The 22,684-nt window shown below is 71.5% G+C and carries 21 protein-coding genes; 10 read left to right on the top strand and 11 right to left on the bottom strand.

All coding sequences use genetic code 11. The features are described 5' to 3' along the window. Positions 1-60: 60 nt before the first annotated feature. Together FV227_RS00375 and FV227_RS00370 are read right to left on the bottom strand one after the other, a co-directional pair. On the bottom strand, positions 61-2,529 hold the full coding sequence (locus tag FV227_RS00375) for a PBP1A family penicillin-binding protein (protein WP_147858080.1): 2,469 nt from the start codon (positions 2,527-2,529) through the stop codon (positions 61-63). Between the two features lie 114 nt (positions 2,530-2,643). Next, complete coding sequence (locus tag FV227_RS00370; RefSeq protein WP_147727066.1) at positions 2,644-3,279, bottom strand: HdeD family acid-resistance protein; 636 nt, start codon at positions 3,277-3,279, stop codon at positions 2,644-2,646. A gap of 215 nt (positions 3,280-3,494) precedes the next feature. Between FV227_RS00370 and FV227_RS00365 the strand changes: the two genes are divergently transcribed. The 3 genes from FV227_RS00365 to FV227_RS00355 all read left to right on the top strand — a co-directional run bounded on the left by FV227_RS00365 (position 3,495) and on the right by FV227_RS00355 (position 8,302). Further along, on the top strand, positions 3,495-4,718 hold the full coding sequence (locus tag FV227_RS00365; RefSeq protein WP_147858079.1) for an HlyD family secretion protein: 1,224 nt from the start codon (positions 3,495-3,497) through the stop codon (positions 4,716-4,718). Next, a complete protein-coding gene (locus tag FV227_RS00360) occupies positions 4,715-6,376 on the top strand; it encodes a DHA2 family efflux MFS transporter permease subunit (RefSeq protein WP_147727068.1) in 1,662 nt (553 codons plus the stop codon). The genes FV227_RS00365 and FV227_RS00360 overlap by 4 nt, the downstream gene beginning before the upstream one ends. A 183-nt stretch (positions 6,377-6,559) precedes the next feature. Next, positions 6,560-8,302 carry a PQQ-binding-like beta-propeller repeat protein gene (locus tag FV227_RS00355; protein WP_246686330.1) on the top strand — a complete coding sequence of 581 codons (1,743 nt, stop codon included), beginning with the start codon at positions 6,560-6,562 and terminating at the stop codon, positions 8,300-8,302. Positions 8,303-8,312: 10 nt separating this feature from the next. On the opposite strand, the gene FV227_RS00350 is transcribed toward FV227_RS00355, so the two are convergent. The 5 genes from FV227_RS00350 to FV227_RS00330 all read right to left on the bottom strand — a co-directional run bounded on the left by FV227_RS00350 (position 8,313) and on the right by FV227_RS00330 (position 13,753). Further along, a complete protein-coding gene (locus tag FV227_RS00350) occupies positions 8,313-8,573 on the bottom strand; it encodes a hypothetical protein (protein WP_147727069.1) in 261 nt (86 codons plus the stop codon). A gap of 64 nt (positions 8,574-8,637) precedes the next feature. Next, positions 8,638-9,966, bottom strand: a complete 1,329-nt coding sequence (locus tag FV227_RS00345) for an O-antigen ligase family protein (RefSeq protein WP_246686329.1) — start codon at positions 9,964-9,966, stop codon at positions 8,638-8,640. 123 nt (positions 9,967-10,089) lie between these two features. After that, positions 10,090-10,995 (bottom strand): alpha/beta hydrolase, encoded by a 906-nt coding sequence (locus FV227_RS00340; protein ID WP_147858077.1) that lies wholly within the window; start codon positions 10,993-10,995, stop codon positions 10,090-10,092. Between the two features lie 85 nt (positions 10,996-11,080). Continuing rightward, positions 11,081-12,085, bottom strand: coding sequence for a lytic transglycosylase domain-containing protein (locus FV227_RS00335; protein WP_147858136.1), 1,005 nt, complete (start codon positions 12,083-12,085; stop codon positions 11,081-11,083). A gap of 309 nt (positions 12,086-12,394) precedes the next feature. Further along, the gene (locus FV227_RS00330; protein ID WP_147858076.1) at positions 12,395-13,753 is read right to left on the bottom strand and encodes a CoA transferase; all 1,359 of its coding nucleotides are present in this window, start codon (positions 13,751-13,753) and stop codon (positions 12,395-12,397) included. Positions 13,754-13,841: 88 nt separating this feature from the next. Here FV227_RS00330 and FV227_RS00325 point away from each other — a divergent pair, with 88 nt between their 5' ends. From FV227_RS00325 to FV227_RS00315, 3 genes are read left to right on the top strand one after another with little or no spacing between them, the layout of a single operon-like run. Next, positions 13,842-15,464 carry an ABC transporter ATP-binding protein gene (locus tag FV227_RS00325; protein WP_147858075.1) on the top strand — a complete coding sequence of 541 codons (1,623 nt, stop codon included), beginning with the start codon at positions 13,842-13,844 and terminating at the stop codon, positions 15,462-15,464. 4 nt (positions 15,465-15,468) lie between these two features. Beyond that, entirely contained in the window at positions 15,469-16,686 is a 1,218-nt protein-coding gene (locus tag FV227_RS00320; protein WP_147858074.1) for a phosphopentomutase, read from the top strand. An 11-nt stretch (positions 16,687-16,697) separates the two neighbouring features. Then, positions 16,698-16,886: a DUF1192 domain-containing protein gene (locus FV227_RS00315; protein WP_147727470.1), complete on the top strand. Its 189-nt coding sequence runs from the start codon at positions 16,698-16,700 to the stop codon at positions 16,884-16,886. Between the two features lie 10 nt (positions 16,887-16,896). Here the strand turns inward: FV227_RS00315 and FV227_RS00310 are convergent, their stop codons facing one another. The 4 genes from FV227_RS00310 to FV227_RS00295 all read right to left on the bottom strand — a co-directional run bounded on the left by FV227_RS00310 (position 16,897) and on the right by FV227_RS00295 (position 19,346). After that, on the bottom strand, positions 16,897-17,616 hold the full coding sequence (locus tag FV227_RS00310) for a cytochrome c biogenesis protein CcdA (protein ID WP_147858073.1): 720 nt from the start codon (positions 17,614-17,616) through the stop codon (positions 16,897-16,899). 10 nt (positions 17,617-17,626) lie between these two features. Continuing rightward, complete coding sequence (locus FV227_RS00305; RefSeq protein WP_147727472.1) at positions 17,627-18,016, bottom strand: thioredoxin family protein; 390 nt, start codon at positions 18,014-18,016, stop codon at positions 17,627-17,629. Between the two features lie 61 nt (positions 18,017-18,077). After that, on the bottom strand, positions 18,078-18,896 hold the full coding sequence (locus FV227_RS00300) for a quinoprotein dehydrogenase-associated SoxYZ-like carrier (RefSeq protein ID WP_147727473.1): 819 nt from the start codon (positions 18,894-18,896) through the stop codon (positions 18,078-18,080). Positions 18,897-19,043: 147 nt separating this feature from the next. Beyond that, positions 19,044-19,346: a hypothetical protein gene (locus FV227_RS00295; RefSeq protein ID WP_147727474.1), complete on the bottom strand. Its 303-nt coding sequence runs from the start codon at positions 19,344-19,346 to the stop codon at positions 19,044-19,046. A 249-nt stretch (positions 19,347-19,595) separates the two neighbouring features. Here FV227_RS00295 and FV227_RS00290 point away from each other — a divergent pair, with 249 nt between their 5' ends. The 4 genes from FV227_RS00290 (at position 19,596) to FV227_RS00275 (ending at position 22,629) form a co-directional block, all read left to right on the top strand. Beyond that, the gene (locus FV227_RS00290) at positions 19,596-20,222 is read left to right on the top strand and encodes a TetR/AcrR family transcriptional regulator (RefSeq protein WP_147727475.1); all 627 of its coding nucleotides are present in this window, start codon (positions 19,596-19,598) and stop codon (positions 20,220-20,222) included. Positions 20,223-20,305: 83 nt separating this feature from the next. Continuing rightward, positions 20,306-20,776, top strand: a complete 471-nt coding sequence (locus tag FV227_RS00285; RefSeq protein ID WP_147727476.1) for a DUF2852 domain-containing protein — start codon at positions 20,306-20,308, stop codon at positions 20,774-20,776. Between the two features lie 125 nt (positions 20,777-20,901). Then, positions 20,902-21,537 carry a uracil phosphoribosyltransferase gene (gene upp / locus FV227_RS00280; protein ID WP_147727477.1) on the top strand — a complete coding sequence of 212 codons (636 nt, stop codon included), beginning with the start codon at positions 20,902-20,904 and terminating at the stop codon, positions 21,535-21,537. An 81-nt stretch (positions 21,538-21,618) separates the two neighbouring features. Continuing rightward, positions 21,619-22,629: an NAD(P)H-quinone oxidoreductase gene (locus FV227_RS00275; RefSeq protein WP_147858072.1), complete on the top strand. Its 1,011-nt coding sequence runs from the start codon at positions 21,619-21,621 to the stop codon at positions 22,627-22,629. The last annotated feature ends 55 nt before the right edge of the window (positions 22,630-22,684 follow it).

Genomic DNA, 22,684 nt, shown 5'->3' with positions numbered 1-22,684 from the left:
TTCGTCGATCGCCGCGGGCCCGGATCGCATGCAAGGCCCCGGGTAAGCCGGCACGTTTCCTCAGCGGCGCCCGCCCCACATCCCGGTGCGTTCCGACCGCGCCTGCTCCTCCGCCGCGAGCAAGTCGGGCGGCGCGTCCTCGCTGGCGCGGGCGCCGCCGGCCGAGAGGATCAGCGCGGCGAGGTCGTCGCCGTCGATGCGGCAGCGGGAGCCTTGGGTTCCGCCGGCATCGGGCGCGCACACCACCTCGCGGCGGCGCAGGTAGCGCGCGAGCTGGCGGGCGAGGTGGCCGCCCTGGCCGTCGACGCCGGCGAGCCGCACGGTGCGGCCGCGGAACGACAGGGTCCCGGTGTCGATCACCTCGGGCACGCCGCGCGCCTCGGGGCCGGCGGCCGGCGCGGCGGCTGCGGGCGCGGGCGGCGCCGCTTCGGCCGGCTGCGGCTCGGCCTTGACCGCGGAGGGGCGCTTGCGGCCCTTGGCCATCTGCGCCGAGGCCCGCTGCACGAAATCGCGGAAGATCGAGGCCGGGACGTCGCCTCCGCCGACGCGGTTCATCGCGGAATTGTCGTCGTTGCCGACCCAGACGCCGACGACCATGTCGGGCGTCATCCCGATGAACCAGGCGTCGCGGTAATCCTGCGTCGTCCCGGTCTTGCCGCCGACGGCCAAGCCGGACACGCGCGCGCCCTTGCCGGTTCCGCCGTCGACCACCGCCTGCAGCGAATCGAGCATCATCGTGCGGCTGTCGCCCGGCAGGCCGGCGGCGGGCTTGGCGTCGGGGCGCAGATATAGCGGGGCCGGCGCTCCGCCGCGGATCGCGTGGATGTCGAAGCTCTCCACCGGCGTGCGGTTGGCCAGAACGCCGGCATAGGCGCGTGTCATCTCCAGCAGCGTGACCTCGGCCGAGCCGAGCGCGAGGCTCGGCACGTTCGGCAGCTCGGACTGCACCCCGAGGGATTTCGCCGTCGCGATCACGGCCGGGATGCCGAGCTCCTCGCCGAGCTGGGCCGCCACCGTGTTGATCGAGAGCGCGAAGGCGGTCCGCAGCGGCACGGCGCCGCGGAACCGGTTGTTGGCGTTCTGCGGCTCCCAGTCGCCGATCTGCACCGGGCGGTCGACCAGCACGGTCTCCGGGGTCAGCCCGTTCTCGTAGGCGGTGAGGTAGACGAACAGCTTGAACAGCGAGCCGGCCTGGCGCTTGGCCTGGGTCGCGCGGTTGAACTGGCTGTCCTCGTAGTCGCGCCCGCCCACCATCGCGAGGATCGCGCCGTCCTTCGACATCGCGACGAGCGCGCCTTGGCCGATCTTCTTCTTGCCGCCCTCGGCGTCGAGGCGGCGTGCGACGATTCCCTCGGCGAGGCTCTGGAGGTCGAGGTTGAGGGTCGAGCGCACGGTGAGGTCGCCCGGCGCGTCTGTGAGCTTCTTGGCGTCGGCGGCGAGGAGGTCGAGAAAGTAGTTGCTGCCCGGCGGCGTCTCCGGCGGCGTGCGCAGCGTCACGGTCTTGGCCCGCGCCGCGTCGGCGGCCTCCGCGGTGATCGCGCCGGTCTCGACCATGGTCTGCAGCACCACGTCGGCGCGCTCCTTGGCGCCGCCGAAGTTGCGCGTCGGGGCGAGCTGCGAGGGCGCCCGCACCAGCCCGGCGAGCATCGCCGCTTCCGGCAGGGTCAGCGCCTTCGCACCCTTGCCGAAGTAGCGCCGCGCCGCCGCATCGGCACCGTAGGCGCCGGCCCCGAAATAGGCGGTGTTGAGGTAGCCGAGCAGGATGTCGTCCTTGCTCATCTCGGACTCGACCCGCAACGCCAGGAAGGCCTCCTGGATCTTGCGGCGCAGGGTCTTCTCCTGGTTGAGCGAGGTCAGCCGGACATATTGCTGCGTGATCGACGAGCCGCCCTCGCGCACCCCGCCGCCGACGGCGTTGCGCCAGGCCGCGCGCACCAGCCCGCGCAGGTCGATGCCCCAATGGCTGTAGAAGCGCCGATCCTCGATGGCGACGATCGCCTGGGCGAGATGCGGCGGAAGCTCCGCCTTGGTGATCGGCTGCCCGCGGAACGTGCCGCGGGTGGCGAAGACCCGGCCGTCGTCGGCCTCGACGGTGAGCGCGCGCTGGCCCTGGTCGATCACCACGCCGCCGAGCGGCGGCAGCGTCAGGAACGCGAACAGGACGTAGCCGGCCAGCGCAACGAGCGGCAACGCGACGACGGCGCCGGCGACCAGGAGGGCGGGGCGCAGCGAACGCCCGCGGATGGCGAAGCGCGACGGCGCGGACCCGGCGGTCGCCGGACCCGCGATGGGGGCGTCAGCCTCGGCCGGAGCTTTGGATCGGCGGCGTGCCGCGAGGCCCCCGACGAGCGATCCGGTGGCTCGCGCCGCCTCCCGGCCCCTGCGCCCGGCGCCGCGCGCGGCACCGGCTGCGAGGATGCCGAGCTGGCGCGCCAGCACCTTGGCGGCGGCAGCCGCCTCCCGCGCCGCGGCACCGGCATCGGGCGAGGCGTCGTCGGGGGGGCGTCGATCCGAATCGGGTGGAGGCATCGTGTTCCTGAACGGCGGCCCGTGCGACGCCACAGCTCCGCCGGCGCTGCCGTTCTAGAACGATCGGGCGGAGCGAAGCTATGCCGTGTGGCGTCCGCCGGGACGTCCGGTCTCTCAGACGCCGTGGCGGAAGGGCATCGGCGAGCCGGCCGCCTCGTGGCGGTCGCGCAGGCGGAAGCCGAGGACGACCAGCAGGACGCCGAAGGCGACGGCGTAGGCGCCGAGCCACCAAGTGAGCACCAGCGCCGACATGCCCGGCTCGACGAGCAGCACCGCACCGAACAGGATCGAGACCAGTCCGCCGAGGCCGAGCCACCAGCGTCCGAAATGCAGATGCAGGCGGAAGGCGGCCGCGATCATGAGCGCGCCCGTGACGATCGCCCAGATCGCGACGAGCAGGACGAAGGCCCAGACGGCGGCGCCGGGCACGAAGAAGGCCGCGACGCCGACCAGGATGTCGAGCAGGCCCTCGATCAGCAGGAAGCCCCAGCGCTCGTGGGCTTGTGCCGCCCGGACCGAGGCGACGATCGCGAACACGCCGTCGACGACCATGTACGCGGCGAAGAACCACACCAGCGACAGGACGAAGGCGGCCGGCGCCACGAAGGCCATCACGCCGAACAGGATGGCGACGACGCCGCGCAGGGCGACGAGCCACCAGTTGCGCGCCAGCGTCCGGCTCATCGCGTCGAGGCGCGCGGTCCCAACGAGCGGGACGCCGGTCGGATGGGTTCGGGAGAAGAGGGCCATCGCATCGGCTCGCTGGTGATCGGTACGGTACTCCGGCGCGAAAACGCCGCACCGCAACACCCGTTCCCCTCGGCCCTGTTCCGCGGGGGCGAACGGCGCGGCGAAGCGCAGCGGAACTTTGCCGTCGCATCGCCTTTTTAGTCGGTGAGGCGGGTTATTCGTTCGCTCCGGCCGCTTCGGCAGTGTTCGGCGCGGGCGCAGGCGGTTTCTTTTCGATGCTAGACGATCAGCGCCAGGCGACGGCCCTGGACCCGCAGACGCGCCCCGACGACCGGGAGGCGCCCGACCGACGCGACATCATCGATCTCAAGCCGCAGGAGAAGGATCCTCCTGCGGGCGACGAGGCCGACGAGAGCAAGGCCGAGCCCGATCAGGACGCGTCGTCCGAGGGCGAGGACGACGAGAACCGGCCGGGTATCCTCAAGCGCCATCCGTGGTGGTTCGTCCTCGGCGGGATCGCGATCGTGCTCCTTGGGATCGCCGGGTTCTTCTACTGGCAGATCTACCTGCACCCTTACGAATCCACCGACGACGCCTTCGTCGACGCGCGCCAGTTCTCGATCGCGCCGAAGGTGTCCGGCTACGTCGTCGCGCTCTCGGTCACCGACAACCAGCACGTCGACACCGGCGCGACCCTGTTCCAGATCGACCGGCGCGATTATCAGGTCGCCCTCGAGCAGGCCCAAGCGCAGATCGCCTCGGCCAAGGCGTCGATCCAGAACGTCGACGCGCAGGTCGAGGCGCAGAAGGCGCAGATCGACGTCGCCAAGGCGCAGGTGACGCAGAACCAGGCGGCGCTCGACTTCGCGAAGGCGGATGCCGCCCGCTACAAGGATCTCGCCAGCCGCGGCGCCGGCACCGTGCAGCAATCGCAGTCCTCGACCTCGACCCTCGAGCAGCGCCAGGCCGCGCTGACGAGCGCGAACGCCAGCGTGGTGCAGGCGCAGAAGCAGATCGGCTCCCTCCAGGCGCAGCGGGCATCGGCCGAGGCCAGCCTCGCCAACGCCGATGCGCAGGCGGCGCAGGCCGTGCTCAACCTCGGCTACACGACGGTGACGGCGGCGCAGCCGGGCCGGGTCGTGCAGCTCACCGGCGCGGTCGGGCAGTACGCTCAGGCCGGCCAATCGCTGGCGATGTTCGTGCCCGACGAGAAGTGGGTCGTCGCCAACTACAAGGAGACGCAGATCACCGATATGCGCCCGGGCCAGTCGGTGAGGATCGAGATCGACGCCTATCCCGACCGCAAGATCAACGGGAAGGTCGCCTCGGTTCAGCCCGGCTCGGGCACCGCCTTCAGCCTGCTGCCGGCGCAGAACGCCACCGGCAACTACGTGAAGGTGGTGCAGCGCGTCCCGGTGAAGATCGTCGTCGACGAATGGCCGCAGGACGTGTCGATCGGCCCCGGCATGTCGATCGTGCCGACGGTGCGGGTGCGATGAGCGCCGGGGCCGCCGCGGCGGGCGGCGGTTCGCGCAAGGCCGGCGGCAAGGATGCGGGAAAGGCAAAGGCGACGTCCGGCGGCCTGCCGCGCACCGCGGGCGGCCACAGCCCGTGGGCGGTGGCGCTCGTCGTCGCGCTCGCGACCTTCATGGAGGTGCTCGACACCACCATCGCTAACGTCGCGCTCCGCTATATCTCGGGCGGGCTCGCGGTCGGGCCGGACGAGGCGGCGTGGGTGGTCACGAGCTACCTCGTCGCCAACGCGATCGCGCTCACCGCATCGAGCTTCCTGGCCAAGCGCTACGGCCGCAAGGCGTTCTTCATCGCCAGCGTCGCGCTGTTCACCGTCGCCTCGATCGCCTGCGGCTTCGCCTGGGACCTGAACTCGCTGCTCGTGTTCCGCGTGATCCAGGGGCTCGGCGGCGGCGGCATGGCGCCCCTGGCGCAGTCGATCCTCGCCGACTCGTTCCCCCCCGCCAAGCGGGGCCAAGCCTTCGCGCTCTACGGGCTCGCGATCGTCGTCGCGCCGGTCGTCGGCCCGACGCTCGGCGGCTGGCTGTCCGACAACGTCTCCTGGCACTGGTGCTTCCTGATCAACGGCCCCGTGGGCGTGATCGCGCTGGCGCTGATGTGGTGGCTTCTGGAAGATTCCGAAGCCGCGGTGAAGGAGCGCAAGGCGCTGCGGAAGAAGGGCATCCGGTTCGACATCGTCGGCTTCCTCCTGGTGGCGACCTTCCTCGGCTCGCTCGAGGTCTGCCTCGACGAGGGCCAGCGCAAGGACTGGTTCGGCTCGCCGCTGATCCAGGTCTTCGGTGTTCTCGCCGTGGTGTCGTTCGTCGCGATGATCCCGTGGCTTCTGAGGGCGAAGAACCCGGCCGTCGACCTGCGCCTGCTCGGCAAGCGCCAGTTCGGCTCCTGCTTCCTGGTCATGCTCGCCACCGGCGCGATCCTGATCGCGACGACGCAGTTCATCCCGCAGATCACGCAGGACTATTACGGCTACACCGCCACCATCTCGGGGCTCGTGCTGGCGCCAGGCGGCCTCGTCACCGTGGCGATGATGCTGGTGATCGGGCAGGTGTCCGGCTACTTCCAGCCGAAATGGCTGATCGCCACCGGCGCGACGATCGTGGCGCTGGCGATGTACGACCTGACCCGAATCTACGGCGATTCCACGTTCTGGTTCTTCGCCTGGTCGCGGATCTACATCGGCATCGGCCTACCGATGATCTTCATCTCGATCACCGCCGCCTCGTACGAGGGCATCGAGAAGTCGCAGACCGACCAGGCCTCGGCCTTGATCAACGTCGCCCGCAACGTCGGCGGGTCGATGGGCGTGTCGCTGGCGCAAAACATCCTGGCCTATCGCAGCCAGTTCCATCAGAGCCGGCTGTCGGAGAGCGTCACCACCACGAGCCCGGCCTACCAGGAGACCATGCGGCAGGCGACGCAGTACTTCACGGTGCACGGCACTCCCGGCGTCGACGCGCAGGGGCAGGCCACCGCCTGGATCGGGCAGCAGCTCGCGACGCAGACGGCGTTCTTCGCCTACATCGACGTGTTCTGGGCGCTCTGCCTCGTCTCGGCCTCGGCGGTGCCGCTGGCGATGATCCTCAAGCGGGTCGAGCGCGGCGGCGACGCGCCGGCGGGGCATTGAGCGAACGCCCTTTGATATCCGGTGCGGCCGCGGATCGATGCGCCGGCGACGTTCGTCCGGTTCGACAGTTCGCGGGATAACGCTTACCGGCTGCAACCAGAAGAAATCATCTCGGCCCTGCGCGCCGAGCGGGAGGAAGCCGGCGTGCCGCGTTCATCCAGGACGACATCGACCGTTGCCGCCGTGGCGCTCCTTGCGCTCGCCCTGCCGGCGCGGGCCGCCGAGCCCGCCGGCGAGTGGCCGACCTTCGGGCACGACCATTCCAACCGGAATTTCTCCGATCTCTCGGCGATCGACCGGAGCAACGTCGGGCGGCTCCGGCCGGCCTGGATGTTCCAGACCGGGGTGACCGGCTACTTCCAGGCCCAGCCGGTGATGGTCGACGGCGCGCTCTACCTCTCGACCACGCAGAACAACGTCGCGGCGCTCGACGCGAAGTCCGGCCGGGTGCTGTGGACCTACACCCACAAGCCGCGCACCGAGAAGATCTTCGGGCCGCCCTCGAACCGCGGCGTCGCCGTCTCCGACGGCCTCGTGTTCCAGGCGACGATGGACGGGCGGGTGATCGCGCTCGACGCCAAGTCCGGAAAGGTCGTGTGGGACCACGAGGCCGTGCGCCCGGAGGAAGGCGAGTCCGAGACCGCATCGGGGCTGACGGCGCAGCTCGGCGGCAAGCCGGTGCAGGGCTCGAGCCGCCTCGGCTTCAAGATGCCGCCGCTCGTCGCCGACGGTCTCGTCATCGTCGGGGTGAGCGGCGCCGGCTACGGGCTCCATGTCGAGGACGAGAAGGGCGGCCTCGACGGCGGCTCGGTCGTCGGGATCGAGGGCGGCTACGGGCGCCGCGGGTGGCTCGCCGCCTACGACGCGAAGACCGGCGAAGAACGCTGGCGCTGGTACGTCACCAAGGCCGACGGCTGGGAGGGCGGATACGTCGAGACAACCGCCGACGGCGTCCCGCTGCATCGCGACGTCGCCGCCGAGAAGGCGGCAGCGCCGGCCAACCGAGAGGCATGGCGGGTCGGCGGCGGATCGCTCTGGATGACCCCGGCCTTCGACCCGGATCTCGGCCTGATCTATCTCGGCACCGGCAACCCGGCGCCGCAGAATTTCGGGCTCTCGCGGCCGGGCGACAACCTCTACACGATGAGCCTCGTGGCGCTCGACGCGAAGACCGGCGCGCTGCGGTGGTACTATCAGCAGGTGCCGCACGACGAGTGGGGCTACGATGTGGCGAGCCCGCCGTTCCTGCTCGACCTGAACGGAAAGGACGGCCCGGTGAAGGCGGTCGCCTCCGCCAGCAAGACCGGCTGGATCTACGTCCACGACCGCGCCACGGGCCGGCTGCTCGAGCGCTCGGCCCCGCTGATCGCGCATAAGAACTTGTTCGCTCCCCCGACCGCGGAAGGCACCGTGGTCGCGCCGGGACCCCTCGGCGCCGTGTCCTGGCCGCCGACGGCCTACGATGCCGCAAGCGGCCTCGCCTTCGCACAGGTCCGGCACGGGGCGACCACCTACACCGTCAAGACCGTGCCCGGCGGCCCCGGACGGCCGGAGATCCGCTACACCGAGACCGGCGAGGCGAAGGGCGAGCCGAGCTTCAGCACGCTCACGGCGGTCGACCTCGCCCAGGGCGGCACCATCGCCTGGTCGGTGAGGTCCGAGAGCCGGCTTGCCGGCGGCACGCTGGCGACGGCGGGCGGCCTGGTCTTCTCCGGCGAGGAGGACGGCCATCTCGACGCGCACGATGCCGGCACCGGCGAGATCCTGTGGCGGTTCCAGTGCGGCGCCGGCATCAGCGGCCCGGCGATCACCTACAGCCTCGACGGGAAGCAGTACGTCGCGGTGGCGGCCGGCGGCTCGTCCTTCACCAAGGCGTCCGGCTTCGGCACCGGCGACGCGCTGGTGGTGTTCGCGCTGCCGGACTGAGCGTGATCGCTCAGCCCTTCGGCCGCGCCTGCAGGATCGCCGCGCGGACGAACGGGCGCTTCAGCGCGATGCCGACATCCTCGCGCTCCATGAAGACCCGTGCGCCCTGATGGTTGCGCACCGCCTTCATCAGGTTCAGCCGATAGCCCTGCCGGAACACGAAGATCGGCGGCAGCGGGTCGGCGAGGTAGGCGGCCACCGCGGCGTCGACCTCCTCCTCGGCGATGTGGTGGGCGTTGCAGAGGTCGCCGACGGTCTGGAAATCGATCATCCCATCGACATAGGGCGTCGCGCCCCGCCTGTCCCGGGCCGCAACCGCCGCCGTCGCGTTCGGGTCAGGCGACCGGGCGGTAGGCGGTGCGCAGGCGCAGGCCGAACACCGCGAGCATGGTCATGCCGCACAGGACGGTGTTGGCGTTCAGCAGCACGTTCTCGAACGAGGCCGAGATCACCGCCAGCATCCAGATGCGCAGGAAGAACAGCGTCTGAGCGTCGAGCGGCCGCCCGGCGCTGGCCCGCTGCAGGTCGCGGATCGGGGCCACGACGAGAGCGTTCAGGAGCAGCAGCGCGCCGGGCAAGCCCATGATCAGTGCGGCGTCGAGGAAGGAGTTGTGCGCCTGCGTCGCGGTCTGCACCCAGTCCGAGCCCGGGTCGGCGCCGCCGCCGTAGACGGTGCGGTCGGTCAACCAGAAGGCGCCGTAGCCCCAGCCGCGGATCGGGTGCACGACGACGTGCTCGATCGCGAAGGCCCAGATCTCGTTGCGCGCGGTGAAGGTCGCATCGGGAATGATCGCGTCCAGCACCGTTCGGATCGGCGGCAGCAGCACCGAACCGATGGTCGCGACGATGAGCAGCGCCACGGGGCCGACGAGCAGCAGCCCGCGCATCGTCCCCCCGCGCAGACGGCTGCACAGGACCGAGACCAGCAGGACGAGGGGCAGCACGGCCAGCGGCGTCTTCGAGCCGGCGAAGACCATGAAGACCAGCGCCCCCGCCGTGATGGTCCAGCCCAGGCCCCGGTGCATCACGGCGGCGACGTAGAGGCCGCAGACCGCGATCATCGACATCGCCGAGCCGGCCTCGTTCTTGTGGGTGAAGATCCCGCGCCACAGGCCGATGTGGTTGTATTCCCCGGTGACGTCGAAGGCCGAGTGGATGGTGAGGTTGGGGACGAGCGCGACGCCGAGATAGCTCGCGGCCAGCACGATGCCGGCGGCGAGCGCCAGCGCTGTGGCGAATTGGCGCCCGTTGCGCGCGACCACGAGAACGCCCGCGGCGAGCAGCGCGACGATGCCGAACAGCACGATCCGGCGGATCGACAGCATCGGGTCGGTGGAGAGGAGGGTGGTGATGCCGAGCCAGCCGCCGAGCAGCAGCAGCGGCCAGGAGGCGAGGGGGCGCAGCCTGGCGAAGCCGAGCCGCCCGAGCACCATCAGCATCGCCGTGCCGAGGATGACGAACAGCGCCTGGGTGAAGAGGCTGCCGGTTTCCGGGTCGCTCAGGAGGCTGCGGTTGGCGAGGTCGCTGAACCAGAGATGGTTCGTGAGCAGGACCAGCACGACGGTGACGAACGGCAGGCGGACGGCGTCCGGGATGTCGCGTCCCGGCAGCGATCGCGATCGCCTGACGGCCGCTTCAGCCCTGATGCCGTGCGCCGCTGACACGAACCCGCCCTCACCGGCCATCCGCGGTCTGGAACCGCGCACCATCATAGTCCGGACGGAGCACGCCGTCGCCCCGAACCTGCCCGCGGTCTCGTCCGATTGCGGGTAACCTTGACGGAGCGATCAGCGCCGCCCGATCGTCATCGATTGCCGGCTCGCCGCCTGCGTCCGGAGGAAGGCCGCCATCTCGGCGAGCTCCGGCGCCTTCGACCGGAAGGTGACGGAGAGCGCGAGCAGGGTGTCGGCGTGGTCGAGCCCGGGATAGATCCGCTCCTGCACCGGCACGCGGGCGTTGCGCAGCGCCTCGGCGAGGCTCTGGGTGTTGCGCGGGCGGACGATCGTGTCGTCGGCGCCGGTCGCGAGGAAGGCGGGCGGCGCGCTCGGGCCGGCGAAGGTCACCGGCTGGGTCGCGCGCGGGTCCGGCGCCTGGCCGAATACCTTGCGCGAGGTGTCCTGGTCGAAGGGCAGGAAGTCGTAGGGGCCGGACAGGCCGGCGACCGCACGGATCACCTTCGGGTCGACCCCGGCCGCCTTGAGGTAGCGGGTGTCGAGGCCGAGCATCACCGCGTTGTAGGCACCGGCCGAGTGCCCGGCGAGCACGATGCGGCGCGGGTCGCCGCCATAGGTTGCGATGTTGTCGCGGACCCAGGCGACGGCGGCTGCGCCGTCCTCGAGGAAGCCGGGGAAGGGCGCCTCGGGATAGAGCCGGTAGTCCGGCAGCACGGTGACGAAGCCCTGCGCGGCGAGCGCCTGTCCGACGAAGGCGTAATCCGCCTTCGAGCCGTTCTGCCAGGAGCCGCCGTAGAAGAACACCAGCACCGGCGCGTTCTCGGGCGCGTTCACGGGCGCGTAGACGTCGAGGCGACGCCGCGGGCCCTCGCCGAACGGCTCGTCCCGCAGCACCTGCCGGCCGCCGGAATCCCGCGGGCCGATCGCATCGAACAGGGCGAGCGGCGAGCAGGCGGCGATGCCGATTGCGGCGAGCGCGAGGCATGCCAGGCTGGCGAGAGCCGTGAGGATTCGTGTCATTCGATGTCCGATTGGGCCGCAAAGGCCAGATGCATGCGGCTCGGGGCGGATTCATGACCGGATCGCGCCGAACTCCGTCGACGCGTCAGGTGCGCAGCACGATGCAGGCGCCGCCGACGCTGCGGATCCGGCCGCACAGCCCGTCGGCCGCCTGCCGGCTCTCGGCCGGGATGCGGATGCGGTAGAACGCGCGGGTGCCGCGATTGCGCAGGCGCGTGCCGATGATCATCGGGCGGACCTCGCCGACCACCTTGGCGTACGTGGCGCGCGCCCGGGAGAAGGTCGCCAGCGCCAGCGATTTCGAGAAGTTGCCGGCGAGCTGGATGCCCCACGGCGCGGCCGGCCCTTCGTTGGGGCCGATGGCGAAGCGGTCGCCGCGCGACGGGATGCGCAAGGCGGCCGTGACCTGAAGGCAGGTCTGCGCCGGCTCGGGTGCGGTCTCGGCCTTCGCCGACGCGGGCACCCGGGCGTCCGCGGGCTTCGTCCCGCCGGGTTTGGCCTCGCCCGGCTTGGTCTCGGCGCTCTTGGCCTCAGCGCTCTTGGCCTCAGCGCTCTTGGTGTCAGCGCTCTTGGCGTCAGTGCTCTTGGCCCCGCCCCCTTCCGGCGGCCCCATCTCGATCCAGGATGCGCCGCCGCGCCAGTCCTCGGCGGGCGCGCCGGTGATCGCGAGCACGTAGGCGCGGGTTTCGGCGGGCAGGCCGCCGCTGCCGGAAAGCCAGCTCGTCACCCGGCCCGGGCCGCCGTTGTAGGCGGCCGCGGCCAGACCGAGATTGCCGAACTGCCGCTTCAGGTCGGCCAGCAGGTGGGCGGCATGCGGGATCGCCTGCTCGGGGTCGAACGGATCGGCCAGCCCGCGCTCGCGCGCCGTGCCGGGCATGAACTGGGCGACGCCCTGCGCCCCGACCGGGCTGACCACGCCGACGCGGAACGCGCTCTCGCGCCAGATCAATCGCGTCAGGAACGGCACCGGCAGCCCGCGCGCCCGCGCCGATCCCTCGATCAGTCGGCACAACGCCTGCTCGACGGTCTCGGTGGCGCCGTCGGAGGGGACGGCGTGTGCGGGCGTGGCGAGGAGGAGGGTGGTCGCCAGGAGGGCGAAGGCGGCGCGATGCCGAGGGGATTTGAGCAGCCCTCCGGCGATGCGAGCCAATGCGTTGCGCCAGGCATAGTCAAGAATGCTGGTGTGATACCGCTCCGAACACGCGCGTTTCCCTCCCCACTCTGCGGGGGAGGGAAGGGTGCTGAACGAGGGGCTATCTGAAAACACCTGACGCCACGAATGGGAACGGTCATGCCTCGCGATCGTGCCCCTTGCGGTCGCGGGCGCCGTGCGCCGCAAGACCGATCCATCCCACGTGCACCGATCTAGCGCCCTGCAACCGGCGATCAATCCGCCGCGTCACGTCCAGGCGGGGCGGTCGGTGCCGAGGCGGCGCGCGGGCAGGGACCATCGGACCGGCGCGCCGGCGACCGCCAGGGGCGGGCGCAGGCGATGGGCCGGGCCCCACGGCGTCGCCTCGACGCCGGCATCGAAGTCGTCGTCGGCTTCCGGCGCGAACGCCTCCATCGAGCCCGTCCGCTCGGCGTCGAGGAGCAGCCGTGCCGTCCGGGCCAGCGAAAGGCGCGCCGCGCCGGCACGCCCGTCGCGCAAACGTCGCTCAAGGAGGCGGCTCGCGGCGGCGGCCAGAAGGTAGCCGGTGGCGTGGCCGAGGGCCTGGACGGGCAGCGGCACCGGCCGGTCGGCGTTCCGCCACGCCTGCCCGGCCTCCGCGATGCCGCAGCTCATCTGCACCAGGCTGTCGAAGCCGCGGCGTCCGGCCCAGGGGCCGGTCCAGCCGTAGGCGTCGAGGCTGACGTCGATCAGCCCGGGCGAGAGGGCACGCCGTGCCGCGGCGCCGTAGCCGAGGCGGTCGAGCGCTTCGGGCCGGTAGCCGTGCACGAGGATGTCGGCGCCGGTGAGCAGCGCCTCGAACCGGTTGCGGTCGGCCTCGCGGCGAAGGTCGAGCCGGGCGCGTCGCTTGCCCAGCGTCACGTCCGCCTCGACGCCGGGCTCGTTCCAGCCCGGCGGGTCGATGCGCAGGACCTCGGCGCCGAAGCCGGCCAGGAACCGGGTCGCCACCGGCCCGGCGAGCACCCGCGTCAGATCGAGGAAGCGCAGGCCCGCGAGCGGCCGCGCGGGTTCGGGCTTCCAATCGGAGCGGGCGGCCGCGCCGGGATCGAAGGCGACGAGCGGCTCGGCCGCGACCGCCGCCCCCTGCGGATGCGCGGCCCAAACCTCGACCGAGCGCATCTCGGCCGCGCAGCCGCCCTCCGCCACGATCGCCGCCTCCAGATCGGATTTGTCCCAGCCGGCGACGGCGGCCGCCATGCCCGCGCGGTCGGCTTGCGCGCCGAGCACGCGCTCGGCCGCAGCGCGGTGATGCGGCGCGTTGGTGTGAAGCCGGATCCAGCCGTCGCGGGTGCGGTAGTCGCCCGCCACCGGGCCCCACAGGTCCGGCAGCGCCCGTCCGATCGGGCGGAGCGAGGTGCGGAACCACAGCGAGGCGAGGCGGCGGTCGACCGAGACGGCCGGCGTCGCGCCGACGGTGCCGACGAGGTCGGCGATCGCCAGCCCCGCCGCGGCGACGGAGCCGGCGGCGAGGTCGGTGACCGGAAAGGCCGAAGGCAGGGTCCCCGTCCCGGTGATCGTCAACGCCCCGGTGCCCGGCGCGCTGCCCAGCGCCGCACGGATCGTCGCCGCGAAGGTCTCTGCCGACATGCCGCCCCCCTGTTGGCCCCCGGGTGGTTCGCCGTCGGGCCGCCGCCGCGCTATAGAGACCGCACCTGCCCCGGAACGAACGCGATTGATGCCCGAGCCGCTGCTTTCCGTCGAGGATCTCTCGGTCGCCTTCCGATCGCAAGAAGGCGAGAGCCGCGCCGTCGATGGCGTGTCGTTCACGATCCTGCCGGGCGAGACCGTGGCGCTGGTCGGCGAGTCGGGATCGGGCAAGTCGGTCACCGCGCTCTCGATCCTGCGGCTCCTCGACGGCGCCGCCCACCATCCGGGCGGGCGGATCGTGTTCAAGGGGCGCGACCTGCTCGCCCTGCCGGAGCGCGCGATGCGCAAGGTCCGCGGCGCCGACATCACCATGGTGTTCCAGGAGCCGATGACCTCGCTGAACCCGCTCCACACCATCGAGCGGCAGATCGGCGAGGTTCTGGGATTGCACCGCGGCCTGTCCGGCAAGGCGGCGCGGGCGCGCATCCTCGAATTGCTGGAGCTGGTCGGCCTGCGCGATGCCGCGCGCCGCATGGGCGCCTATCCGCACGAATTGTCCGGCGGCCAGCGCCAGCGGGTGATGATCGCGATGGCGCTCGCCTGCGAGCCGGATCTGCTCGTCGCCGACGAGCCGACCACGGCGCTCGACGTGACGGTGCAGGCGCAGATCCTCTCGCTGCTGGCCGACCTGCAGAAGCGGCTCGGCATGGCGATGCTGTTCATCACCCACGACCTCGGCATCGTCGAGCGCATCGCCGCGCGGGTCTGCGTGATGCTGAACGGTCGGATCGTCGAGGCCGGCCCGGTCGCCGCGGTGTTCGCCGACCCGCAGCACGCGTACACGCAGCGCCTGATCGCCTCCGAGCCGAAGGGCCGGGGCAACCCGGTCGCGGCGGATGCCGAGGCGCTGGTCGAGGCCGGCCCGCTGAAGGTGTGGTTTCCGCTCAAGGAGGGCTGGCTCCGGCGCACCGCCGGCTACGTCAAGGCGGTCGACGGCGTCGCCCTGCGGGTCCGTGCCGGCGAGACCGTCGGCGTCGTCGGCGAATCCGGCTCGGGCAAGACCACGTTGGGCCTCGCGCTGCTGCGGCTGACGGCGTCGGAGGGGCCGATCGTCTTCCTCGGCCGCGACATCGAGACCTACGGCATCGCGGCGATGCGGCCCCTGCGCAAGGACATGCAGGTGGTCTTCCAGGACCCCTACGGCTCGCTCTCGCCGCGGATGTCGGTGGCCGACATCGTCGCCGAGGGGCTGGTGGTGCAGGGCGTGCCGAAGCGCGAGCATCGCGCCATCGTCGCGCAGGCGCTCACCGATGTCGGGCTCGATCCGGCGGCGATGGACCGCTACCCGCACGAGTTCTCCGGCGGCCAGCGCCAGCGCATCGCCATCGCCCGGGCGATGGTGCTCGACCCCCGCTTCGTCGTCCTCGACGAGCCGACCTCCGCGCTCGACCGCTCGGTGCAGTCGCAGATCGTGACCTTGCTGCGCGACCTGCAGCGCACCCGCGGCCTCGCCTACCTCTTCATCAGCCACGACCTCAAGGTGGTGCGCGCGCTCGCGAACTACGTGCTGGTGATGCAGAACGGCGTGGTAGTGGAAGAGGGACCGGCCGACGAGATCTTCTCCCGGCCGAAGACCGCGTACACCCGCACCCTGTTCTCGGCGGCCTTCGCGCTGAAGAGCGACACCGTCGCCGACGTCGAGCCGGTCTAGGACGATGGCGCGGGCACTGCTCATCGTCCTCGATTCCGTCGGCATCGGCGGCGCGCCGGACGCCGAACGCTACGGCGACGCCGGCTCCGACACGGTCGGCCACATCGCCGAGGCCTGCGCCGCGGGGCGGGGCGACCGCACCGGCCTACGTTCCGGCCCGTTGCGCCTGCCGCATCTGGCCGCCCTCGGCCTCGGCCTCGCCTGCGAGGCCGCGACGGGGCGGATGCCGCCGGGGCTCGCGCCGCCCGGCGCGCTCGCGGGCGCCTGGGGCCACGCCGTCGAGACCGCGGCCGGCAAGGACACGCCGTCCGGGCATTGGGAGATCGCCGGCCTCGCCATGCGCGAACCGTGGGGATACTTCCCGGATACGCGGCCGGCCTTTCCCGAGGCGCTGACGCGCGACCTGATCCGGCTGGGGGACCTGCCGGGCATCCTCGGCGACCGCCACGCCTCCGGCATCGCGATCATCGATGCGCTCGGCGCCGAGCACGTCCGGACCGGCAGGCCGATCTGCTACACGTCCGCCGACAGCGTTTTCCAGATCGCGGCCCACGAGGACGCCTTCGGCCTGGAGCGCCTCTACGACCTGTGCCGGATCGCGCGCGAGCTCTGCGACGCCTACTGGATCGGCCGGGTGATCGCCCGGCCCTTCGCCGGGACGGCCGAGGCAGGCTTTCGGCGGACGAGCCACCGCCGCGACTTCTCCGTCGCGCCGCCGGCCGACACCCTGCTCGACCGCCTCCAGGCCGCGGGCCGCGACCTGGTCAGCGTCGGCAAGATCGGCGACATCTTCGCCCACCGGGCCACCGGCCGTGAGATCAAGCCGGGCGCCAACATGGCGTGCCTCGACGCCGCGCTCGATGCGCTCGGAAGCCTCGCCGATGGCGGACTGGTCTTCGCCAACCTCGTCGACTTCGACAGCGAGCACGGCCACCGCCGCGACGTGCCGGGCTACGCCGCCGAGCTGGAAGCGTTCGACGCCCGCGTTCCCGACATCCTGGCGACGCTTCGCCCGGGCGACCTCTGCCTCGTCACCGCCGACCACGGCAACGACCCGACCTGGCACGGCACCGAGCACACCCGCGAGCAGGTGCCGGCCCTGGCCTTCGGGCCGGGGATCGCGCCGGGCCCGCTCGGGCGGCGCGCGACGTTCTCCGACATCGGCGCCACCGTCGCCCGCCATCTCGGCCTGCCGCCCGGCGCCGGGACGCCGGCCTTGTGAGGAGTTTTGCGATGCGGGACGACGACGAGCGGGTGAAGCGCCCGGTGCACCACGAGATCGGGCAGGGGCTCGACACCCTGTCGGTGGACGAGATCAATCACCGGATCGCGTTGCTGCAGGACGAGATCCGGCGGCTCGAGGCAGCCCGGACGGCCAAGCAGGTGGCGCTCGGCGCCGCGGACGCGTTCTTCAAGCGCTGAGGCGGCGCGTTCAGTAGCGCGTCGCCAGCGCGTTCAGCCAATCCGGCGAGGCGTCGACCAGCACCGCCTCGATCCGCTTGTCGGCGCCGAGCACGATCACCAGCCCGGTGGCGACGAGGATGAGCCCAAGCGCCGCCTTCATTCCCTTGCCGGCCCGCATCAGCCGGTCGCGCCAGCGCATCAGGACGGATCGCGAGAGGGCGCCGAGGATCAGGAGCGGCAGGGCCGCGCCGAGGCCGAAGACCAGCATCGTCAAGCCCACCGCCCCAAGGTCGCGTCCCTGCGCGGCCAGGATCGAGGCGGCGCCGAGCGTCGGGCCGACGCAGGGGCTCCAGACGGCGCCGAGCAGCAGCCCGACGCCGAGCTGGCCCCACAGGCCGGTGGCGGAGAACCCGCCGAAGCGCGCCTCGGTCCAGTTCGCGACCGGCCCGGCGGCGACCGCGAGGCGCGTCTGCGCCGACGGCATCAGCAGGACGATCCCGACGAGGATCAGCAGGATCGCGGCGACGCGGCGGAACACGTCGCCGTCGAGCCCGAGGCCGAAGCCGATCGTGGCGACGAAGAGGCCGATCGCCACGAACGACAGGGCCAGCCCGCCCGCCAGCGCCGCCGGCCCGTAGCGATGCTCGGACGCCGCCGCCCCGAGCACCAGCGGCAGCAGCGGCAGCACGCAGGGCGAGAGCGTCGAGAGCAGTCCGGCGAGCAGCGCGAGGCCGAGGCTGACGAGCATCGCGTTCGGCCTAGAGGGTCTTCTCGACCAGCCCCTCGATCCATTCGGGCTGCGTCTCGCCGACCGAGCGGCCGGTCTCGACGGCGCCCTTGTAGGCGATCAGCGTACTCTGCATGCGGACGTCGAGCTTGCGCAGCAGGTCCTTCTGGCTGTCGAAGTCGATGTCGAAGATCTGCAGGTCCTTGAAGCGCGGGTCGGCGCTGAGCTTGGCCAGGATCGGCTTCTGCGTCTTGCAGATCGGGCACCACGGCGCGCTGACCTCGACGAGGATCGGCTTGCCGGCCTTCTGCGCGGCGTCGAACGCCTCCTGCGAATAGGGCTTCATCTCCCCGGCCTGCGCCTGGGCGAAGGCCAGCGGCGCGAGGGCGAGGAGGGCGATGAGCGTACGGCGGCGTGTCATGAGCGTCGGATCCCCGGTTGGCGAAAGCCCGGCCCGCTCGGGCCGGGCGCGTCGTCGTCGTTCAGTTGCTGACGGCCGGCACCGGGAAGGTGTGGTCGAACGTGCCGCCCTGGCTGTCGGTGGCCGCGACCGTGATCGGCGCGCTGCCCTCGGGGCGCATCTCGAAGCCGATCACCGGGTTCGACGAGATCGAGATGTCGCCTTCCAGCGTGAAGACGTTGCGCGCGCCCTGGCTGACGCTGATCCGGTCGAGGTAGCGGGCGGGCGTGTACTCGCGCGAAACCTGGTTCATCTGCATGCCGGAAAAGTTCGGGTGGCGGATCATCAGCGTCGCCGGCATCGCCTTGTCGGCGGTGAGGTCAGAGAACTTCATCCGCATGTCGCCCATGCCCTTCATCGCGTCCGCGTCGGTCATCCCCATCGGCGCCGAGCAGCCGCCCGATGCCTTCACGAAGATCTCGGACGCGACGAGACGCCCGTCCTTGGTCTCGGCCACGGCGTGGACGTTGGAATAGGTGTTGACCCGCACCCGCATCTTCAGCTGCGCCGGGTCGCCGGCCGGCCCGAAGTCGACATGGGCGGCGAGCGGTGCCGGGTTGTCGTCGATGATGAGGTACAGCCCCTTCACCTCGTCCTTGTCGGCGACGGTGAGCGTCACCGGGACCAGGGCGGCGTCCTCGGCGCGCACCGGCATGTCGATCGATACAAGCTTGCCGGGCTCGACCTTTCGGTCGCCGAACACCTGCTTCTGCAGCTCCTGCCAGCGTGCCGCGCGCTCGGCGTCGCCGTCGCCGGCCGCCGCGAAGGCGACGCCGGCCGAGGCCAGCACGGGCAACGCGACGGCGAGGCCGACGACGGTCTTTCGGATGATGTGGCGCATGGCGTTTCCTCGTAATCTCTTCGTTCGTTGCATCGGTGCTCTTGATGGCACCGCCGTCACGATAGACTTAATAGAGGAGATTGCCGAATTTCCTCGGTCAAAACATAGTGCGCCGCGCGTCGTGCCGAGCCGCCGGCACGGTTGCGTCTAAGATGCGTTCGGCTTGCGGAGCACCCGCTCGTCCGCGACGAGCCGCTCGAGCTCGGCCTCGCCGACCGCATCCATCGGCGCGGGGATGCGGATCGCCCGCGTCGGCTCGCCGGCGCGCATCACCAGCACCACGGTCTCGATGTCCGGGCAGCCGGGGTCGGCACAGGCGATCTCGTTGACGGTGATCGCATCCTCCGAGCCGAGCCCGAGGGCATCCGAGCATGCGACTTTCAAAAGCTTGGCGCGCTGAGCCTGCTCGGCCGAGCGCGCCCGCCACGCCATCAGGCTGACGAAGGCCATGCTCTCGATTCTCCGTTCCGCGCCGAAGGGGGCCGCACGGCATCCTAGGCCCTGCCGATCACCGGATGAAACACTGTTGCATCGGGCGTGGCTGTCAAGCCTCACGCCCGCGTCCATCGTCGACTGGTAGACGCAACGATGTCGGGGAAAGCCGGATTTCTGGTAAGCTCGCACGATCGCCGAAACAAACGCGACGCTCGCTCGTAAACGTCGCGCGCCCGCGTCCGGGGTGCAGGTGAGGAGTACCCGGTGCGACCCTGGCGAGACGGACCCGCTGATCGACGTGGCTACCACCACGGCAACCTGAAGGAGGCGCTGATCGAGGCCGCGCGCCGCTTCATCGCCGAGCGCGGCATCGGCGGCTTCACCCTGGTCGACGCCGCCCGCCTCGTCGGCGTCACCCCGGCCGCGCTCTACCGGCATTTCCGCGGCCGCGAGGCGTTGCTCGAGGAACTCGCCGGGCGCGGCTTCGCGGATCTGGCCGAGCGGCTGGCGCGCGCGCTCACCGCCCGCGGCACCCCGCTGGAGCGCTTCACCCGGATGGGGGAGGCCTACCTCGCCTTCGCGGAGGAGGAGCCGGGCTACTACGCGGCAATCTTCGAGACCCGCGGCGTCCACGCCCCGAACGAGGCCGGGCCGCGCCCGAGCCCGTTCGACCTCCTGGTCGAGGCGTTGCAGGCGACCTTCCCCGACGGGTTCGGCGGCGTCGCCCCGCGCTTCATCGCGCTGGAGGTCTGGGCGCTCTCGCACGGGCTGGCGACCCTCGCGGCGGCGGGACACCTACCGAAGGGGCCGGGCATTCCCGACAAGTACGAGCTTCTGCGCGCCGGCGTGCTCGCCCTCGTCCACGGCGCCGGGGCGGGCAAGCCGGGGTGATGCGCATCGCGCGTCGCACCCCTTGAAAGGCCTGCGGGCCGCCCGCATGTTAACGCTGTTCACATGAACAGCGGAGCCTTACCGTGAGCACTTCCACTTCCTCCCCCTGGGCGAGCGGCAAGGTCAGCCGCTGCGGCCCGTTTCCGCGCCGCTCGATCGAGATCGGCGCGATCGTAGTGACCTTCATCTACTGGTGGCCCGTCGGCCTCGCCCTGGTGGCGTGGAAGATCGCCGGGTATCCGGCCCTCGGGGAACTGCGCGACTACGCCAAGCGCGGCGCCGCGGGCTGGGAGGGCGGCACCGCCCGAGCCTCGCGCTTCGCCCGCGCATTCGAGGCCTCGAACCGCCGCGGAACCACCGGCAACTGGGCCTTCGAGGAGTATCGCAAGGCCGAGCTCGACCGGCTCGACGCCCAGCGCCGCGCCCTGCAGGAGGAAAGCCGCGCCTTCGCCGAGTTCGTCGAGGAGCTGAAGCGCGCCAAGGATCGCGACCAGTTCGACGCCTTCATGGCCAAGCGCCGCGCCGACGGGACCGACAAGTCCTTCACCGCCTGATCCCGACGCGCGACCGACGAGATCGAGGGCCTTCCGTGCGAGCGGAAGGCCCTTTTTCGTGGGGTTCGCGTTGCGCCCGGGATCGCCGTTCGGCAAAGCGGAAGGGCACGCGTCGGGAGGACAGGATGAGCCAGGCAACGGTCACGGTGGTCGACCACCCCCTCGTCCAGCACAAGTTGACGCTCCTGCGCGATAAGAACCGCTCGACGCAGGGTTTCCGCAACCTGCTCAACGAGATCGGGATGCTGCTCGCTTATGAAGTGACGCGCGACCTGCCGCTGGAGCCGGTGACGATCGAGACGCCGATCCAGACGATGGAGGGGCGCCAGATCCAGGGCAAGAAGCTGGTCCTCGCCCCGATCCTGCGGGCTGGCGTCGGCTTCCTCGATGGGATGCTGTCGCTGCTGCCCTCGGCTCGCGTCGCGCATGTCGGGCTCTACCGCGACCCGGAGACGCTCGAGGCGGTCGAGTACTACTTCAAGGCGCCGTCGGACCTCGCCGATCGCACGGTGCTGGTGCTCGACCCGATGCTCGCCACCGCGAATTCCGCCATCGCCGCGCTGACGCGGCTGAAGGCTCGCGGCGCGCAGGACCTGCGCTTCGTTTGCCTGCTCGCCGCGCCGGAGGGCGTCGCCCGGCTTCAGGCCGCTCACCCCGACGTGCCGATCTGGACCGCGGCGATCGACAGCCACCTCAACGACCACAGCTACATCGTGCCGGGCCTGGGCGATGCCGGCGACCGGATGTACGGCACCCGCTGAGACGCGCGGGCCTTGGACCCGGGCTTGCCAACGGAGCGTCCGGCAGCAACTAGGGGCGAACCCTCGCGAGGAGACCGCCCGATGACGACGACGCTGCCCGAGACCATGCGCCAGGTCTGCTTCAACGGAGCCGGCGGCCCCGAGGTGATCGGCATCGAGACGGTGCCGCTGCCGAAGGCCGGGCCGGGCCAGGTGCTGATCGAGGTGGTGTCGGCCGGCGTCAACCGTCCGGACGTGATGCAGCGCGGCGGCAAGTATCCGCCGCCGAAGGGCGCCACCGCGGTGCCGGGCCTCGAGGTCGCGGGCCGCATCGCGGCGCTCGGCGAGGGTGTATCCGGCCTGTCCCTCGGCGACGAGGTCTGCGCGCTGGTGATCAGCGGCGGCTACGCCGAGTTCGCGGTGGCGGAGGCCGGGCATTGCCTGCCGAAGCCCGAGGTGCTGTCGCTCGTCGATGCCGGCGGCATCCCCGAGACGTTCTTCACGGTCTATTCCAACGTGGTGCAGCGCGGGCGGCTCGCCGCGGGCGAGACCTTCCTCGTCCATGGCGGATCGAGCGGCATCGGCTCCACGGCGATCCAGATCGCCAAACACCTCGGCGCCCGCGTGCTGACGACGGCCGGCTCGGCCGAGAAGTGCGCGTTCTGCGAGTCGCTCGGCGCGGACGCCGCGATCAACTACCGCGAGGCCGACTTCGCCGAGGAGGTCCAGCGGCTGACCGACGGCAAGGGCGTCGACGTCATCCTCGACATGATCGGTGCGAGCTACCTCGCCAAGAACCTCGCCTCGCTCGCGATCGAGGGTCGCCTCGTGCTGATCGCCCTGATGGGCGGCAACAAGGTCGAGGCGCTCAACATCACGCCGATCATGATCAAGCGGCTCACCTTCACCGGCGCCACGCTGCGGCCGCGTCCGAACGCCGAGAAGGCGGAAATCGCCGACGGGCTCCGCCGCGACGTGTGGCCGGAGCTCGATGCCGGCCGCATCCGCCCGGTGATCCACGCGACCTTCCCCCTGGAAGAGGCGCAGAAGGCGCATGCTCTGATGGAGTCGAGCGCCCACCTCGGCAAGATCCTGCTCGTCACCGGCCGCTGAGGCCGAGCGCGGCCGTATCGGGAGGAACCCCCGGCGACGGACCGGCGTTTGCCGG

Source organism: Methylobacterium sp. WL119, assembly GCF_008039875.1.
GTDB lineage: Bacteria > Pseudomonadota > Alphaproteobacteria > Rhizobiales > Beijerinckiaceae > Methylobacterium.
The sequence above is the reverse complement of the archived record's forward strand: the minus strand, read 5'-3'. Positions and strand labels throughout refer to the sequence as shown.

What these genes read in the sequence shown, in the direction of transcription:
- FV227_RS00375 (WP_147858080.1), bottom strand. Translation starts at nt 2,529, where the DNA reads ATGCCTCCACCCGATTCGGATCGACGCCCCCCCGACGACGCCTCGCCC.
- FV227_RS00370 (WP_147727066.1), bottom strand. Translation starts at nt 3,279, where the DNA reads ATGGCCCTCTTCTCCCGAACCCATCCGACCGGCGTCCCGCTCGTTGGG.
- FV227_RS00365 (WP_147858079.1), top strand. Translation starts at nt 3,495, where the DNA reads ATGCTAGACGATCAGCGCCAGGCGACGGCCCTGGACCCGCAGACGCGC.
- FV227_RS00360 (WP_147727068.1), top strand. Translation starts at nt 4,715, where the DNA reads ATGAGCGCCGGGGCCGCCGCGGCGGGCGGCGGTTCGCGCAAGGCCGGC.
- FV227_RS00350 (WP_147727069.1), bottom strand. Translation starts at nt 8,573, where the DNA reads ATGATCGATTTCCAGACCGTCGGCGACCTCTGCAACGCCCACCACATC.
- FV227_RS00340 (WP_147858077.1), bottom strand. Translation starts at nt 10,995, where the DNA reads ATGACACGAATCCTCACGGCTCTCGCCAGCCTGGCATGCCTCGCGCTC.
- FV227_RS00330 (WP_147858076.1), bottom strand. Translation starts at nt 13,753, where the DNA reads ATGTCGGCAGAGACCTTCGCGGCGACGATCCGTGCGGCGCTGGGCAGC.
- FV227_RS00325 (WP_147858075.1), top strand. Translation starts at nt 13,842, where the DNA reads ATGCCCGAGCCGCTGCTTTCCGTCGAGGATCTCTCGGTCGCCTTCCGA.
- FV227_RS00320 (WP_147858074.1), top strand. Translation starts at nt 15,469, where the DNA reads ATGGCGCGGGCACTGCTCATCGTCCTCGATTCCGTCGGCATCGGCGGC.
- FV227_RS00315 (WP_147727470.1), top strand. Translation starts at nt 16,698, where the DNA reads ATGCGGGACGACGACGAGCGGGTGAAGCGCCCGGTGCACCACGAGATC.
- FV227_RS00310 (WP_147858073.1), bottom strand. Translation starts at nt 17,616, where the DNA reads ATGCTCGTCAGCCTCGGCCTCGCGCTGCTCGCCGGACTGCTCTCGACG.
- FV227_RS00305 (WP_147727472.1), bottom strand. Translation starts at nt 18,016, where the DNA reads ATGACACGCCGCCGTACGCTCATCGCCCTCCTCGCCCTCGCGCCGCTG.
- FV227_RS00300 (WP_147727473.1), bottom strand. Translation starts at nt 18,896, where the DNA reads ATGCGCCACATCATCCGAAAGACCGTCGTCGGCCTCGCCGTCGCGTTG.
- FV227_RS00295 (WP_147727474.1), bottom strand. Translation starts at nt 19,346, where the DNA reads ATGGCCTTCGTCAGCCTGATGGCGTGGCGGGCGCGCTCGGCCGAGCAG.
- upp (WP_147727477.1), top strand. Translation starts at nt 20,902, where the DNA reads ATGAGCCAGGCAACGGTCACGGTGGTCGACCACCCCCTCGTCCAGCAC.
- FV227_RS00275 (WP_147858072.1), top strand. Translation starts at nt 21,619, where the DNA reads ATGACGACGACGCTGCCCGAGACCATGCGCCAGGTCTGCTTCAACGGA.